The 17,098-nt window shown below is 55.7% G+C and carries 12 protein-coding genes; 11 read left to right on the top strand and 1 reads right to left on the bottom strand.

Going from position 1 to position 17,098, the window contains the following annotated elements; all coding sequences use genetic code 11:
• Positions 1-11 precede the first annotated feature (11 nt).
• From ACF2G4_RS07455 to ACF2G4_RS07405, 11 genes are all read left to right on the top strand, one after another.
• The gene (locus ACF2G4_RS07455; protein ID WP_243078482.1) at positions 12-1,145 is read left to right on the top strand and encodes a M20 aminoacylase family protein; all 1,134 of its coding nucleotides are present in this window, start codon (positions 12-14) and stop codon (positions 1,143-1,145) included.
• A 113-nt stretch (positions 1,146-1,258) separates the two neighbouring features.
• Entirely contained in the window at positions 1,259-2,572 is a 1,314-nt protein-coding gene (gene gabT / locus ACF2G4_RS07450) for a 4-aminobutyrate--2-oxoglutarate transaminase (protein ID WP_215846462.1), read from the top strand.
• Positions 2,573-2,711: 139 nt separating this feature from the next.
• Complete coding sequence (locus tag ACF2G4_RS07445; RefSeq protein WP_243077642.1) at positions 2,712-3,224, top strand: Lrp/AsnC family transcriptional regulator; 513 nt, start codon at positions 2,712-2,714, stop codon at positions 3,222-3,224.
• A gap of 203 nt (positions 3,225-3,427) precedes the next feature.
• The gene (locus ACF2G4_RS07440) at positions 3,428-3,886 is read left to right on the top strand and encodes a GNAT family N-acetyltransferase (protein ID WP_215846463.1); all 459 of its coding nucleotides are present in this window, start codon (positions 3,428-3,430) and stop codon (positions 3,884-3,886) included.
• Positions 3,887-3,904: 18 nt separating this feature from the next.
• On the top strand, positions 3,905-5,950 hold the full coding sequence (locus ACF2G4_RS07435; RefSeq protein ID WP_409075784.1) for a hydantoinase/oxoprolinase family protein: 2,046 nt from the start codon (positions 3,905-3,907) through the stop codon (positions 5,948-5,950).
• Between the two features lies 1 nt (position 5,951).
• Positions 5,952-7,913 carry a hydantoinase B/oxoprolinase family protein gene (locus ACF2G4_RS07430; protein WP_409075783.1) on the top strand — a complete coding sequence of 654 codons (1,962 nt, stop codon included), beginning with the start codon at positions 5,952-5,954 and terminating at the stop codon, positions 7,911-7,913.
• 64 nt (positions 7,914-7,977) lie between these two features.
• Positions 7,978-9,759, top strand: a complete 1,782-nt coding sequence (locus ACF2G4_RS07425; RefSeq protein WP_243077644.1) for a thiamine pyrophosphate-requiring protein — start codon at positions 7,978-7,980, stop codon at positions 9,757-9,759.
• 119 nt (positions 9,760-9,878) lie between these two features.
• Entirely contained in the window at positions 9,879-10,721 is an 843-nt protein-coding gene (locus ACF2G4_RS07420; RefSeq protein ID WP_215846469.1) for an oxidoreductase, read from the top strand.
• Positions 10,722-11,066: 345 nt separating this feature from the next.
• Positions 11,067-12,509, top strand: a complete 1,443-nt coding sequence (locus tag ACF2G4_RS07415; protein ID WP_409075782.1) for an amidase — start codon at positions 11,067-11,069, stop codon at positions 12,507-12,509.
• On the top strand, positions 12,509-13,819 hold the full coding sequence (locus ACF2G4_RS07410; protein ID WP_409075781.1) for a purine-cytosine permease family protein: 1,311 nt from the start codon (positions 12,509-12,511) through the stop codon (positions 13,817-13,819). The genes ACF2G4_RS07415 and ACF2G4_RS07410 overlap by 1 nt, the downstream gene beginning before the upstream one ends.
• A complete protein-coding gene (locus tag ACF2G4_RS07405; protein WP_409075780.1) occupies positions 13,812-14,501 on the top strand; it encodes a cysteine hydrolase family protein in 690 nt (229 codons plus the stop codon). Before ACF2G4_RS07410 ends, ACF2G4_RS07405 begins: the two co-directional genes overlap by 8 nt.
• A gap of 313 nt (positions 14,502-14,814) precedes the next feature.
• On the opposite strand, the gene ACF2G4_RS07400 is transcribed toward ACF2G4_RS07405, so the two are convergent.
• Positions 14,815-16,980 (bottom strand): putative bifunctional diguanylate cyclase/phosphodiesterase, encoded by a 2,166-nt coding sequence (locus ACF2G4_RS07400; protein ID WP_409075961.1) that lies wholly within the window; start codon positions 16,978-16,980, stop codon positions 14,815-14,817.
• Between the last annotated feature and the right edge of the window lie 118 nt (positions 16,981-17,098).

Genomic DNA, 17,098 nt, shown 5'->3' with positions numbered 1-17,098 from the left:
TTGAGATCGCTATTGAACCCTTAGTTGCGCTGCGCCGCGATCTGCACGCGCATCCTGAGCTGGGCTATCAGGAGCAACGCACCAGCGATATCGTGGCGAACTTCCTTCAGGCATTGGGCATTGAGGTCTATCGCGGACTCGGCAAAACCGGCGTGGTAGGCGTGCTGAGAAAAGGGCAAAGCAGCCGCATGATTGGCCTGCGCGCCGACATGGACGCTTTGCCGATGCAGGACAACGGCGATGCGCCGTGGAAAAGCACCCATGCTGGTGTTTGTCACGCCTGCGGTCACGATGGTCATACGGTGATGTTATTAGGGGCCGCCGAGCAGCTGGCGCGGCACACTGATTTTGACGGCAGCGTCTGCTTTATCTTTCAGCCTGCCGAAGAAGGGCAGGCGGGAGCCAAAGCGATGATTGACGATGGCCTGTTCACGCGCTTTCCATGCGAAGCGGTGTATGCGATTCACAACTGGCCGGAACTGCCGCTGGGTGAAATCCACACCCGGCCCGGCGCCATCATGGCGGCGGCAGATCGTTTCGACATCACGGTAAAAGGGGGCGGCGGTCATGCTGCACAGCCGCATCTCACCCGCGACACCTTGCTGGCGACCAGCGAACTGGTGGTGCAATTGAATACCCTGGTGGCGCGTGCGCTGGATCCTTGCGAACCGGCACTGCTGACGGTGACGCGGATGCAGGGCGGATTCTCGCACAACATGATCCCGGCGGAAGCCAGCATCACGGGCACCGTTCGCACCTTTAGCCCGGCGGCGCAGGATGTTATCGAAACGCGGCTGCGCCAGATGGCAGAACACGTCACGGCAGCGCATGGGCTCAATGTCGAGGTCAACTATCTGCGTTATTACCCGGCCACGGTCAACAGCGAAACTGAAGCAAATTTTGCCTTGAACGCCGTGAAACAGGCGGGTTTTACTGCCGAAACCGCTCGACAACCCGCGCTGACCTCAGAAGATTTCGCGTTTATGTTGCAGGCCAAACCCGGCGCTTATCTCTGGCTGGGCAGCGCGCCGAGTAAGCCGCTGCACCATTCTGCTTACGACTTTAATGACGCATTGATCCCTTACGGCATCAATGCGTTTGTCGCGCTGGTTCGTCAGGCGCTGAGTGAGAAATTTCCCTGCTGATTGACGCAGGATTTTGACAGGAAATGCCGCTGCTCAGGTTATTACAGCAGCGTGCGAATCCAACCGCTTGCGATACTTGAGCCAATCGAACGTTACGTGGATAGGGGTTGAAAATGCAGAATGTTATGGAACAGCAAACATATTCGGATAACGCTGTGTTACTGGATGCGCGTGAGCAGAATGTGCCGCGTGGCGTCGTCACCGCGCATCCGCTGGTCATTGAACGCGCCAAAGGCAGTGAAGTCTGGGACGTTGAAGGCAATCGCTATCTGGATTTCGTCGGTGGCATTGGTGTGCTTAACGTCGGTCATAATCATCCGGCGGTGGTGAATGCGGTGACGCGTCAGCTTGGTTTGGTGTCGCACGCCTGTTTTCAGGTGGTAGCGTATCCGGGTTACATCGAACTGGCGCAGCGCCTGAATAAACTGGTAGGCGGCGATGAAGCCTATAAAAGCGTGTTCTTCACCAGCGGCGCAGAAGCGGTAGAAAATGCGGTAAAAATTGCCCGCGCTCACACCCAACGTCCAGGCATTATCGCCTTTGACGGCGCGTTTCACGGTCGTACGCTGCTCGGTGTCACACTCACCGGCATGAGCGCGCCCTATAAACAAAACTTCGGCCCATTCCCTGGCGAAATCTATCGCTTACCCTTCCCAAACCCGCTGCATGGCGTGTCGGAAGTCGATTGCCTGAAAGCGCTGGATCAGCTGTTTGCGGCGCAGATTCTGCCCGAACGCGTAGCGGCAATCATCATTGAGCCGGTGCAGGGCGACGGCGGTTTCCTGCCAGCCGGCCCCGCTTTCATGCAGGCGCTGCGTCGTATTACTGAGCAACACGGCATTCTGTTGATTTGCGATGAAGTGCAAACCGGCTTTGGTCGTACCGGCAAGATGTTTGCCTTCGAGCATTTGGGTATCAAACCGGATCTGGTCACCGTGGCAAAAAGCCTCGGCGGCGGCTTACCCATCTCTGGCGTCGTGGGTAAAGCAGCGATCATGGATGCACCAACACCGGGCGGTTTAGGCGGTACTTACGGCGGTAACGCGCTCGCTTGTGCAGCGGCGCTGGCGGTGCTGGATCTGCTGGAAAATGACAACCTGCTTGAGCGTTCAAATCAGCTTGGCGTACAGCTGAATGCGCGCCTGCGCCAGCTGGCAGAGAAGTATGCCTGTATCGCGGATGCGCGTGGGGTTGGCTTTATGCAGGCGGTGGAAATTCTGGATTATGAAACCGGTCGTCCTGACGCGGCATTGACGCAGAAGATTCTGGATTGCGCCTGCCAGGAAGGATTGCTGCTGATTAAATGCGGCCTGCATCGCAACGTGGTGCGTTTCCTTGCTCCGCTGGTCACAACTGATTCACAGTTGGAAGAGGCGTTACATATTTTCGATATCGCCTTGGCACGTGCGACTGGACGCTTGGGCTAACATTTGCTTCCTCATTGATATTATTGAAATAATTTGAAAACTTCCCGATGGTAAGACCACTGCGTGAGGCTGGCGCATTGACCTTAAAGCGTGGTATATCTTCGGGAGGTTAAACCTAAATGGTTAACAATGAGGTGCTATGAACGGCTTAATGAAATTAGACCGCATCGACATCAACATCCTGGTGCAACTGCAAAAAGATGGCCGTATCAGCAATGTTAATCTCGCCGATGCCGTAGGCCTCTCGCCCAGCCCTTGCCTGCAACGGGTTAAACGGCTGGAACAGGCGGGATTCATCACGGGCTACGAAGCCCACATCAATCTGACCAAAATCACCGATTCCGTGACGGTTTTTACCGAAGTTACGCTGTCGGGCCATCGCCGCGAAGATTTCATGAAATTTGAAAGCGCGATGCGTGATGTGGATGAGCTGATGGAGTGCCATTTAATTACCGGCGGCTACGACTATTTGCTGCGCTTTATTACCCGCAGCATTGAACATTACCAGGAAGTGATTGAAAAGATGCTGGATGCGCAAATCGGCATCGATAAGTACTTCAGCTATATCGTGATTAAATCCCCGATCATGAAAAGCAGCGTGCCGTTGCGGTCGCTGATCGCCAAACACAATCCAATAGAGTTTGGTGCATAAGCTTTTCTCTTGCCCAGCCCTTTCCCTCTGAGCGAAAGGCTGGGTAAGGAGAAAATTACACCGTTTCCCGATAAAACTTCACGCAGCATAAAATTTCTTTCCTGCCCAAAATTCCCTTTATCTTAATGGTTAACGCGGCCGCTTCAGCCTGGCTGTGCAGACCAACGCTTTTAAACTGATCCCAACCGATACAAGGAGTTGTCATGACCCTCTTACACATTGCTGATCAACAGTGGCAGCGCGATGACTTCACCCTTTCTACCGAACGGCAGCGGCTCGATCTCGACTGGATTCACATGCAGTTATCCGAACGCTCGTACTGGGCAAAAGGTCAGCCGCGCGAGAAAACCATGCGGGCCATTGCGGGCTCGCTGCCGTTTGGCCTTTATCACCACGCTTCACACCAGACTACGCAAATCGGCTTTGGTCGGTTAATCACCGATTACACCCGTTTCGGCTGGCTGTGCGATGTGATGATTGATGAGAACTGGCGCGGACACGGGCTGGGAAGCTGGCTCGCGACCTGCGTGCGTGAGCACAAAGAATTGCAAACGGTGCATCGCTGGATGCTTTCAACCAACGATGCCCATCAGGTTTATCAGCGACTCGGTTGGCGAGTGGTGCAAGAGCCACACAAGCTAATGGAATTTCCTCTCTCCTGACTCTGGAGTTAACTCAACATGCGTTACCGCGTTGGCGTGGATATTGGCGGATCGTTTACCGATTTTGCCGTGTTGGATCAGCACACTAACCAGATTCATACCCTGAAAGTGCTGTCGCGCCCGGATCAGCCGGGCAGTGAAATTCTCACCGGTCTGGCGCAGTTTCAGCAGCGCGACAACATTCAACCCAGCGAAATCAGCTACTTTACCCATGGCACCACCGTCGGCATTAACGCTGTTATTCAGCGTAAAGGTGTGCGGCTTGCGCTGTTCGCTACTGATGGATTTTGCGATGTGCTGGAGCTGGCGCGCCTGAAAATCCCCCATATTCACGATCTGTTTTCACGCCGTCCGGCGCCGCTGATTTCCCGCGATCGGGTTTTCGCCATCCGCGAACGCACCGATCGTGACGGCAATGTGCTTCAGCAGGTTGATCGTCAAAGCGTGCTCGACGCGATTGAAGAAGCGCGCGCCGCAAGTTGTCAGGGCATTGTGGTCTCGCTGCTTCACAGCTACCGCAATCGCCATAATGAAGCTGCGGTAAAGGCGATCATTACTGAGGTCGCACCCGAGTTACTCACGTCCTGTTCCGCTGATATCTGGCCGATTATTCGCGAGTACGAACGCACTATTACTGCAACCATCAACGCCTACGTACAGCCGATGGTGATCAATTATCTCGAATCGTTTGAAAATGCGTTGCGCACCATGGGCGTGACGCCACCGCCGCGCATCACCAAATCTAACGGTGGCGTAATGGGTGTGGAGCAGGCGAAACGTGAATGCGTGCAAATGGTGTTATCTGGCACCGCGTCGGGCGTGATTGGGGCCAGCTATCTCGCCAGCGCCTGCGGGTTCGATAATATTCTCAGCCTGGATATCGGGGGCACCAGCGCAGATGTGGCGGTGATCATTAAGGGTGAAGTCGCGCAGGGCAACGGCGAAATCATTGGTGATTTCCCGATCTACATTCCTTCTGTAGCAGTAACCTCGGTAGGGCAAGGCGGCGGCTCGCTGGCGTGGATTGACGGGCAAGGCGTGCTGCAAATGGGACCGGACAGCGCCGGTTCGCTGCCGGGACCGGTCTGTTTTCAGCGCGGCGGCACACAGCCCACCGCCACCGATGCCTTTGCCGCCTGCGGCATGATCGGCCATGGCGATCTTGGCTATAACGCAGTAAAAGTCGATATTGCTGCGGCTCGCACCGCGTGGCAACCGCTGGCCGAAGCGCTGAATATCTCCATTGAAGAGACCGCCGAAACGGGCATTCAGCTTGCCGTTTCCAGCATGTACAGCGACACCAGCGGCTTGCTGTCGCGCTTTGGCCTCGATCCGCGTGAGTTCTGGTTCCTGGCGTTCGGTGGTGCAGGCCCAATGATGGGCTGTTTCCTGGCGCGAGAACTCAACATGAAAGGGGTGATCGTGCCGCCGACGCCTGGCGTGCTCTCCGCGCTCGGCGGTTTAGTGGCAGATATTCGCAACGATTTTATTCGCACGCTCTACAGCGATCTCAATCGGCAACTGGCCGACAAACTGGCGACCGAAGCGGAGACGCTCAGCCAACGTGCACGCCATTGGCTAACGCAGGAGCACGGCGCTGAAATGCCTTATAGCCTGCAGTTCAGCGCCGACATGCGTTATCGCGGTCAGTCGTTTGAAATCGACGTGCCGCTTGAGCAGGCATGGCTGGCACAGGCAGACGTCAACGCGCTTCACGCGGCTTTTGATCGGCAGCATCAGCAGATGTTTGGTCATTGTGATGCCGATGCGCCGGTTCAACTGATCAACCTGCGTTTGGTGATCAGCTCGCCAACGCCTAAACCGGCGTTAAATCGTTTACCCCTCGCCAGTGAACCGGTCAACGCGATGAAGCAGGTTCAGGCGTGGATTGATGGTGCGTTTCATCAGGTTGATGTGGTGTTACGCAATACGCTGCTTGCGGGTCATCAATTTAACGGCCCGGTGATTGTCGCTCAGGATGATTGCACCACCTGCGTGCCGCCGGGGATGACGGTGAAGGTGGATGAATTTGGCAACCTGCTGATCACGGCGCTGGAGGCATAACATGGCTATTGATGGACGTAACTTACAGATTCTCGCGAACTACTGCGCTGCCGCCGCCGATGCGATGGCATTTACTCTGATGCGCACCGCGCACTCCACCTTCGTGAAAGAGACCGAAGATTTCTCCTGCCAAATTGTTAGCCGCGAGGGATTAGCTTTCGCTTCACCGCGCAGCTTTGGCGCGCCCTGGTACAGCGGTATTGATTACGCGCCGGTACTGGCGCTGATTGACGATTATGCCGAAGGGGACATCTGCATCACCAATGATTCCTACGCAGGCAATGTGGCGACGCATTCGCCCGATATACACATCTGGAAGCCAGTGTTTCACCACGGTGAAATCGTCTGCTTTGTGGTCGGTCACATTCATAACACCGACGTAGGCGGTGCGGTGCCTGCTTCACTGTCGCGCTCGTTGACCGACATCGTGCAGGAAGGCATTCGTATTCCGCCGCTGAAAATCATGCGCAACGGCGTTTTAAACGAAGACGTGGCGCGCATCATGCGCCTTAACGTGCGTGTACCCGATCAAAACTGGGGTGATTTTAAAGCGCAACTCGCCTCGGTGAACGTCGGCGAGCGCAAAATCCACGACATTATTGCCCGTTTTGGTATCGATGATTTTTTACAGGGCATTGAAGGCATTCTCGATTACGCCGAACGCCAGGCGCGCACCATTATTGCCACCATCCCGGATGGTGAATATTTCTATGCTGATTACGCCGATGAAGATGGCGAGGGCGGTTATCCGTGTCGCGTGGCGATCACCTTGCGCGTGCACGGCGAGACGCTGGAGCTGGATTACACCGGCAGCGATCCGCAACTCACTTCGTCGCTGAATATGCCCACCGGCGGGCGCGAGCGTCATCCGCTGGCGCTGGTCGGCGTGACGTATGTGCTTTCAACGCTGGATCGCAACCTGCTATTGAACGCCGGAACGCTGCGTCCAACACGCGCAATTTTACCGCCTGGCACGATAATGAATTGCGAAGCGCCAGCGGCAGTTGGTATGCGCTCACTAACCTGTGCGCTGTCGCAAATCGCCACTGTCGGCGTATTTTCTCTGGCAATGCCGGATCGCTTACCCGCCAATTCGCCCGGCGGTAACTCCATTATGAATATTCGCACCAGTGATGCGCAAAACCGCAGCGTGGTGGCCTCGTTGGGACCCGTCGGCGGCGGTGCTGGCGGCACGCCGCGCCACGATGGTCCAGAAGGTTCCGGCGGCTTATCCGCCTTCCTGAAAAATACGCCGATCGAAATCAACGAAGCCGAAGTACCCATCCGTTTTATCCGTTATGGATTGGCGCAGAACAGCGCGGGCGCGGGAAAATACCGTGGCGGGCTGGCAACCGAAATGGCGTTTGAACTCTTCTCGCCAGACACAACCATCACCGCCCGTAATCGTAATCGCTCAGTATTTGCGTCAGCAGGTGCGGTGGGCGGCCAGGCGGGTGCACTATCCCATTTCCGCACGCTGCGTGACGGCAAGGTGATTGAGCATGGCAACACCGATGTGATCAAATGCCAGCCAGGCGATGTGGTTGAGGTGCGTGGTCCCGGCGCGGGCGGTTACGGCTTGGCTGCACAGCGCGATCCGCAGGCGGTGTTAACGGATGTACGCTGCGGGTTTCTCAGCCTGGACGCGGCACGCAGCCAATATGGTGTGGTGATAAGAAATGATGAAATCGATGTGGCCGCGACGGCAGATTTACGGGTGAACCTGCCGCAAAGCGTTACGCAGCATTTCGATCACGGTGCGGCCCGCAGCGCCTTTGAAACGCTCTGGACGCCTGCGCGTTATCAATTGCTGACCGCTTTTTTAGCGGATGCGCCCATCAGCTGGCGTCACTTCCTGAAAACGCAGGTATTCCAGGCGGTGGAGGAAGTAGGCGAAACGGCGGATATGACGCAAATATTCAGCGCGTTACGCCAACGCTATCCGGCCATGTCGAGTAAATAACTGAGGCTGCGCATTGTCGTCTACGCTTTAAGTCTGCAACAGACACTAAAGGGAGAACGCGACGATGAGCAGCAAAACCAGTGATTTTTTTGTCAAGCGCCTGAAAGAGTGGGGCGTGACGCGTATTTACGGTTATCCGGGCGACGGCATTAATGGTGTACTGGGCGCGATCCAACGTGCCAATAAAAACGGCGATGGCATCGAATTTATTCAGGTGCGTCATGAGGAGATGGCCGCATTTATGGCCGCCGGACACGCGAAATTTACCGGAGAATTGGGCGTCTGTTTGTCCACTGGCGGCCCAGGCGCAACCCATCTTCTCACCGGCCTGTACGATGCCAAAATGGACCACGCGCCGGTGTTAGCCATTGCCGGGCAAGCGGAAGTGACTGCTCGTGGGGCCAGTTATCAGCAAGAAATGAACCTCGATCGCGTTTTCTCTGACGTCGCTAATTTCGTGCAAGAAGCGGCGTCGCCCGCACAGGTGCGCCATTTGATTGACCGCGGCGTGCGCATCGCCATTGCGCAAAACGGCGTTGCGGTGCTGATCATTCCCAAAGATATTCAGGATGAAGAGTGGCAAGCACCGCAACATCTGCACGGCTTCACCCATTCCGGGCCCGGTTATCAGCGGCCTAAAGTTGTGCCTTATGAAGCCGATTTACAGCGCGCCGCTGAGGTATTAAACGCGGGAAAAAAAGTGGCGATTTTAATCGGCGCGGGTGCAAGAAACGCGGCGGTGGAAGTGGTGCAGGCGGCGAATGTGCTGGGTGCAGGTGTTGCGAAGGCGCTGCTCGGCAAAGATGTGCTGCCGGATGACGCGCCGTTTGTCACCGGCTCGATTGGCCTGTTGGGAACGGAGCCTTCGTGGAAGCTAATGCAGGATTGCGACACGCTGCTGATGATAGGCAGCGGCTTCCCGTGGACGGAATTTTTGCCCAAAGAGGGCCAGGCGCGTTCGGTACAAATCGATATCGATCCCGCTATGTTAGGTCTGCGTTATCCGAATGAAGTTAACCTTCACGGTGATGCCGCCGAAACGCTGCGTGCGCTGTTGCCGCTGCTGGAACATAAAGACGATCGCAGCTGGCAGGAAGAGATTGCGGTGCAGGTGCAAACCTGGTGGAAGCAGATGGAAGATCGGGCACATGCCCCGGCGAATCCGGTTAATCCGCAGCGCGTGGTATGGGAGATGTCGCCGCAGCTGCCGGAAAACGCCATTGTAACCTCCGATTCCGGTTCCTGTGCTAACTGGTTTGCTCGTGACTATCGCGTCAAACAAGGTCAGCGCGCCAGCTTGTCGGGTGGCCTCGCCTGCATGGGTGCCGCGGTGCCGTATGCGATTGCCGCTAAGTTTGCTCACCCGGAAAAACCGGTGGTGGCGCTAGTGGGTGATGGCGCCATGCAGATGAACAACATGGCTGAGCTGATCACCATCCAGAAATACTGGCAACAATGGGCCGATCCCCGTTTGATTGTTTGCGTATTCAACAACCAGGATCTCAATCAAGTGACCTGGGAGCAACGCGTGATGGAAGGCAATCCGCGCTTTGACGCTACGCAGCAGTTACCGGATGTGAAATATGCTGAGTTCGCGGAAACACTCGGCCTGCGTGGGATCTTTGTCGATAATCCCGATGCGTTGGCCAGCGCCTGGCAGCAAGCGCTGAGTTCAGATCGTCCGGTGGTTTTAGAAGTGAAAACCGACCCTGAAGTCGCGCCGCTGCCGCCGCATATTACCTTCAAACAGGCCAAAGCCTTTATGGCGTCAATGGCGAAGGGCGATCGCGGTGCCGCACAGATCATCAGCGATACGGCCAGCCAACTGTTTCATAAAAAGTCATAACAGCATGGAAGGTTAAATAGGCGCTAAAGCGTGCCGCTACTTTTAATTGTCTCTTCCCCCGGATGCGTCCGCATCCGGGTTCAAAATAAATCGTTAGAAAAAACAGGGGAGTTCCCATCATGGCTGCAAACAAAAGCCCGGTATGGTTTATTTCAGGATGCTCGACCGGTTTTGGTCGCGAGCTGGCACAACAAACCATTGCGCGTGGATTCAACGTGGTGGTGACGGCTCGCGATCCCGCTAAAGTTGCGGATCTGGTCGAGGGGCACGACAATGCATTAGCGCTGGCGCTGGACGTCACGCAACAAGCCAGCATCGACAAAGCCGTCAGCGCGGCGCTGGAAAAATTTGGCACCGTAGATGTGCTGGTCAACAACGCCGGTTATGGTTATCAAAGTTCGGTTGAAGAGGGCGAAGAGCAAGCGATTCGCGACCAGTTCGATGCCAACGTGTTTGGCCTGTTTGCCCTGACGCGTGCGGTGTTACCCGCTATGCGTAAAGCGCGCAGCGGCCATGTAATCAACATCACTTCGGTGGCTGGATTCATCGGTTTTGCCAGCTCAGGCTATTACTCAGCCAGCAAACACGCGGTGGAAGGCTGGTCCGATTCACTGGCTCAGGAAGCGGGCCCGTTGGGTATCAACGTCACCTGCATTGAGCCTGGCCCATTCCGTACCGATTGGGCGGGACGCTCGCTGCATCAAACGCCGAGTAAATTGCCCGACTATGCTGAAACGGCGGCGGCGCGCATGAAGTCCACGTCAGAATACAGCGGCACCCAAAAAGGCGACCCGGCCCGCGCGGCGAAAGCGATGATCGCAATTACCGAACACGATAATCCGCCGCGCCACTTGGTATTGGGCGCGTGGGGATATGAAGCGGTAACGGAAAAACTGAAAGAGCGGCTGGCTCAGATCGAGGCCTGGAAACAGACTTCGGTGGAGACAGATTTTCCTGAGTAGTTTTCAAAGAATGACAGGGCTATCCAGACGCTTTGCTAAAATCCCTGGCTAAATAGAATGTGACTCTGGCTGCTCATCAAAATGCGCACCTGTGAATAAACCTCGCTAATTCAGCGAGGTTTTGTTATTGCCATCAACGTTCCCCCAAATAGCGCATCGCTGCGCCATTAGCGTGCCCATCAGTCAATCCAACCTCGAATTGCGCAACCGAAAGTTATTATAAGAATTCGATCTTGTATCCAAGAGCGTATCCCGCCTGAGATCCACGCGTGCTACCCAGCCCTGCTCGCTTTATGGCACGCTTAATGCAACTCACCTTGCGTAATCATTTTGGCGAGGTGAACCATGTTCGACCCTTTATTAGATGAAGATGCGACCACACTGGCGAAGCTGATCCGCGATGGCGAAGTCTCTGCACGAGAAATCACTCAGGCGACGCTGGAACGCATGGAACAGCGTGAGCCGCACATTCACGCGTTTTGCACGCCGACACCCGATATTGCGCTGGCGCAGGCGAAATCTGTGGATGCTAAACGCGCCCGTGGCGACACGTTGGGCGCCTTGGCAGGCGTGCCTTTTGCCGTCAAAGATCTGATCTGCACCGCAGGCGTTAAAACCACGTCAGGCTCGGTGGCTTATAAAGATTTTATTCCTGAAGATGACGACATTACCGTTGAGCGTTTGCTGGCTGCCGATGCCGTGATGCTGGGCAAAACCACAGCCCCTGAATTTGGTTACAGCGGTGTGGGTCATAATCCGCTGTTTCCGTCACCGCGTAATCCGTGGGATCTCAACATGACGCCCGGCGGTTCCAGCGCCGGTTCCGGTGCAGCACTGGCTGCGAGAATGTGCCCGCTGGCATTGGGCAGCGACGGCGGCGGTTCGGTACGCATCCCTGCTGCGCATTGTGGTGTCTATGGATTTAAAGCCTCAATGGGCCGCGTCCCGCTGTGGCCGGGCTGCCGTGATGAACGCTATCCCGGCGTCTCTAGTTGGGAGTCGCTGGAGCACATTGGCCCGATGACACGCACGGTGCGCGATGCGGCTTTAATGATGTCGCTAATGGCCGGGCCAGACATGCGCGATCGCCACTCCATTCCCTGTAGCGATGTTGACTGGTTAGCGGCACCGGAAATGCCGCTGAGGAAATTGCGTATCGCCTTTAGCGCTGACTTTGGCTATGTCGCGGTCGATCCTGAGGTGCGGAAAGTCGTCAGCGCCGCCGCAGAGCGCTTTGCCCGCGAGCTGGGCTGTGAGTTGGAACTCGCCGATCCCGGCTTCAGCGATCCAGGTGCCGCGTTTGGTGCGCTGGTGGCGCTGGAGAGTGACTTAACCGGCATGCGCAAGATGATGAGTGAACAGGGTGAAAACATGTCGCCACATCTGGTCGCGATGCTGCAACGCGAATGGCGCGCTGAAACCTTTACCGATGCCATCGCTACCCGTAAAGCGGTAAGCAACAGCTTATGGCGTTTTATGCAGCGCTACGATCTGCTGATTACCCCAACCTTAGCCACGCCACCGTTCCCGCTCAACATGCAAGGCCCGGAAATCATTGATGGCCGCATGGTGCGCAGCGATCACTGGTTGTCTTTCTGCTTCCCGTTCAATTTTACCGGCCAGCCAGCTGCATCAGTGCCCGCCGGATTGACTGCCAGCGGCCTGCCGATCGGCCTGCAAATTGTGGGACGCCATCTTGATGACGCCTTAGTGCTGGCGGCCAGCGCCGCGTTTGAACGTATTCAACCGTGGAACCACCATCAACCCGCTTTCACAGGAATCGCCTAATGAAAAATCAATCATCCCCTGCGTTAGAGCAGGAATTTGAACATGAGCCGGTGCCCGTGACGCACCGTCATTCTACGGGTTCCGTCTCTGCGGTGTGGTTTGGCTTCCCGATGATCCTCACCAACGCATTGTTTGGTGGCATGATCACCTGGCATCTCGGTTTTTGGCCGGCGCTGATTGCCATTCTGCTGGGGAATTTGGTGCTGTTTGCCTATGTCGGCGCGCTGAGTTGGCTGGCGGGCAATACCGGAATGAACTTCGCGTTGCAGGCTAAACGCACCTTTGGCAGCAAAGGCTACATTTTGGTTTCTGGCTTTCTCTCCACGGTGGTGATCGGCTGGTACGCCTTCCAGACTGGCCTGACTGGCACGGTAATTAATCAAACCTTTGGCTGGAACGCGCTGGCGGTTACGGCATTCGCAATGGTGCTTTATACCGGCGTCACCTTCCTTGGTGTGCGGGCGCTCTCGGTATTAGGCATGATTGCCGCGCCGCTGTTTGTGGTGCTAGGCGTAGTGGCGCTCTATTTTATTGGCAAAGATCACGACTTTAGCACCATCACCGCTTTCCAGGGCAGCGCCAGCGTGGCGGGCGCAATGAGCATGGGCACCGCAGTCACCATGGTGGTGGCGGGCTTTGCTGATTCCGGCACCATGACCGCAGATTTTACTCGCTGGTCCAAAAATGGACGCTCTGCGGTAGTTGCAGCATTTTCAGCGTTTCCGGTGGCAAATGTCATCTCTTACCTGTTTGGCGTGGTGATTGTCGCGGTAGGCGCAGCGGTCGATCCGCTGAATAACGGTGGCAACTTTCTGCCGATGTTAATGGGCCACAGCGCAATCCTTTCCACCATCGCCTGCTTGTTCGTGTTTATCAATCTTGGTTCGGTCTGCACCCATTGTCTTTATAACGGTGCGGTGGGTTTCAGCCATCTGTTCAGCAGCAAAATGCGCTTATGGACGCTGATTCTGGGCGCAATCGGCGGCATGTTGGCGCTGGCGGGAGTCTGGTCTTACTTCCTTGAATGGCTGAGCTTGCTGGGCATTGTGGTGCCGCCGTTTGGTGCGGTAATGATTGTTGATTTGATTTTTATGGCCAAATTCAGCGAACAGCGTAAAGCGCAGCGTTTCAGAGGAAGCGCCTTCGCCGCTTGGGCAATCGGCAGCTTGTGTGCGGTGATTGCACACGTTGAGTTTCCTCAGTTTGGCGAAGCGGTGATTGGCCTGGTAACGGCCGCGCTGAGTTACAGCCTGATTATTAAGCTGCGGGGCAAAGCGCCGCAACCGATGATGGAGAAAGAGAATGCCTGAGTTCAGTGTTAATTCCACGCCTTACGCCTGGCCGTTTGATGGCAGCTTTAGCCCAGCCAATACCGCGCTGGTGATTATTGATATGCAGACCGATTTCTGTGGAGTAGGCGGTTATGTCGATAGCATGGGTTATGACATTGCGTTAACGCGCGCGCCAATCGAACCGATTAAAGCGGTGCTGGCGCGGATGCGTGCGCTTAACTTTCCTATCATTCATACGCGAGAAGGGCATCGACCCGATCTCAGCGATTTGCCAGCGAATAAGCACTGGCGTTCAAAGCGCATGAATGCTGAGATCGGTGGCGCAGGGCCGTGCGGGCGGATATTGACGCGCGGTGAACCAGGCTGGGAAATCATTCCTGAACTGGCGCCGCTACCGGGCGAGGTGATTATTGATAAGCCCGGCAAAGGATCGTTTTACGCCACCGATCTGGAACTGGTGCTGCGCAGTCGTGGAATCCGTAATTTGATTCTTACTGGCATCACAACCGATGTCTGCGTCCACACCACGCTGCGTGAAGCCAACGATCGCGGTTTTGAGTGTCTGGTGTTAGCCGATTGTTGTGCAGCGACAGAAGTGAAGCACCACGAAGCGGCATTAAGCATGATTCATATGCAAGGCGGGATTTTTGGTGCGGTGGCCAGTTCAGCCGCGTTGCTGGATGGGTTGCATTCCGCATAATGCGCTGCCATCCCACCAGCGTCTGCTTATCTGCCCTTTCCTCCGCGTGCGGGGGAAGGTTGGGATGGGTTGCATTCAGCGTAATGCGCTCCCATCCCACCAGCGTCTGCTTATCTGCCCCTTCCTCTGCGTGCGGGGGAAGGTTGGGGTGGGTTGTATTCAGCGTAATGCGCTCTCATCCCACCAGCGTCTGCTTACCTGCCCCTTCCTCCGCGTGCGGGGGAAGGTTGGGATGGGGGACAGCGCGCAGAGGATAAAGGCAGCGCAGACAACCGTTGCCAACCATCAGCTCGCTGAAATAAAAGCATAAACATCAACCCGGACGTATCATGCTCACAATTTCCTCTACCGGCACCGCCTTACTGAACAGGTAGCCCTGAAGTTGATTACATCCGGCATCGGCCAGTGCAGACATTTGCCCCTGCGTCTCAACGCCTTCAGCCGTCACTGTTAATCCCATGGCATGCCCCAGTTTCACCACCGACTCGATAATCGCCACAGAATTCTCCGCCACGCCCAGCGATTGCGTAAACGAGCGGTCAATTTTGATTTTATCGACCGGAAACGTGCTGAGGTAATTCAGGCTGGAGTAGCCGGTGCCAAAATCGTCCAGGGCAATACGGAAACCGGCTTCACGCAAAGCCACGATAATCGCCCGCGCCTCGTGCTCATCCTCAATCAACACACCTTCAGTGATTTCCAGCTCAATAAAATGAGGATCGCCACCCGCTTGCTGCACAACATCCATGACCCGCTGCACAAAACCGGTGGTACGGAACTGAACCGGTGACACGTTTACCGCCACAATTAAACCGTTAAACCGCTGCTGGGTTTTACACGCCTCGCGTAATACCCATTCGCCGAGCGGAATAATCAATCCCGTCTCTTCAGCAATCGCAATAAATTCGCCGGGCGAGATCTCGCCCCGTTCAGCATGTTTCCAGCGAAGTAACGCTTCGATGGTCACTACCTGCTGACCGCTAATGTCCATTAGCGGTTGATACCATACTTCCAGCCCTTGGTAGCTTTGCAGGGCGGCACGCAAATCTGCCGCGATGGTTTGCCGGGTTTGAACCGACTCATCCATGGCGCGCTCAAACTGACGATACTTGCCGCGTCCGCTGCTTTTGGCTTCATACAACGCGATATCGGCTTTGCGCATGAGCTCTAGCCGATCTAAACCATCTTTCGGTGCCAGCGTCAGTCCAATACTGGCACCGCTCCAGACTTCGCTGCCAAACAGGGTAAACGGTTGGCTTAATTCATCAACGATGCGCTGCGCCAGCGCCTGAACTTGCCCGATGTTATCGACATCCGGCATCACCACAATGAACTCGTCGCCGCCGATGCGCCCCACGGTATCGCTGGCGCGGACTAAGGCATTCAGACGATGCGCCACCGCGATGATCAGTTCATCTCCGGCGTGATGACCATGGGTATCGTTGATGGTTTTAAAGCGATCAAGATCAATCAACAGCAGCGCAACGCGCTGCTCCTGCCGCGCTGCAAGCGCCAACGCCTGGGTCAGGCGATCTTCCACCAGGGCACGATTCGGCAGGCCAGTTAATACGTCATGAAACGCCAAATGCTGTGCCTGCGCCTCGCTGGCTCCCAGCTTCAGCATCGACTGCGACAGGTTAAGCGATGAGGTCCACAATCTGCGCACCATGTAAATACAGAGCAGGGTAATAACCAACACCGCAATGCCGGTGGTGGGGCCAACCGTCCGCAGCATTTGCGCGCCGGGGCGGGCAGGGATCCAATTGATATAGCCGACCGCTTCACCGGCTTGTGAAACGATTAAATAGCGCGCCAGTGTGCCGGGTTTCGGCGTACCGTCAGAGAAATGCAGGCCCGCTAACTGATTACGCTCCGCCAGTCCTGCCAGGTAACCATCATCTAAAAATTTCAGGCTGATCAGGCGAAAGTTCGCGCCAGGCTGATTGTCACGCTTGATATCTCCGACTGCTAAAGCGGCGGCCCGCCCGCCAATCTGTGCATAATCAACCCCATCCTGATGCTGAGAATTGTGGATCAGTGGGCTTTGCAACACATCTTGCACTAAACGATCTTCGCTCTCGATCGTCACTGCCTGTCCGTCACGCCAGATCCGAGAAACACGGTTTTGCGCATCCAGCACCATCACCACCTGATGATCAAACATTTCATAGAGCCAGCTGCCGACGTTTTCATCCAGCCAGCGCGGGTCAGTCTGCGCCTGCGCCAGGTGCTGTTCAAACGGCGACCAGCGCGACAGGCTGCGCAACTGCCGCAAATGCTCATTCAGGCTCTGCGAAAAAGAGGCTTCTATCATGCGCTGCTGCTGCTGTTTTGCTTCACTATTGGTTAAGGAGGTGCCAAGAAACAGCGCCATGCCTGCGCCAATGAAGGTAAGAAGCAGAATGGCAATCAGCGGCAGTAATACCTGTCGAACGAAAGTGCGGCGAAAATCACCAGAAAGTTTGATGCTGTTAATCATTTTAAGAGTTCGCATAACAGAGAGGGTTCAGGTTAAAAACTAGCAGAATCCTGCTAACCTGCACGTTAACGCACCAAGCAGCTTGTTGTTGAATTGCCACCAAAATTTGAGTAACGCC

This window comes from Pantoea phytostimulans (genome assembly GCF_046118715.1).
Lineage (GTDB): Bacteria > Pseudomonadota > Gammaproteobacteria > Enterobacterales > Enterobacteriaceae > Pantoea > Pantoea phytostimulans.
The sequence above is the reverse complement of the archived record's forward strand: the minus strand, read 5'-3'. Positions and strand labels throughout refer to the sequence as shown.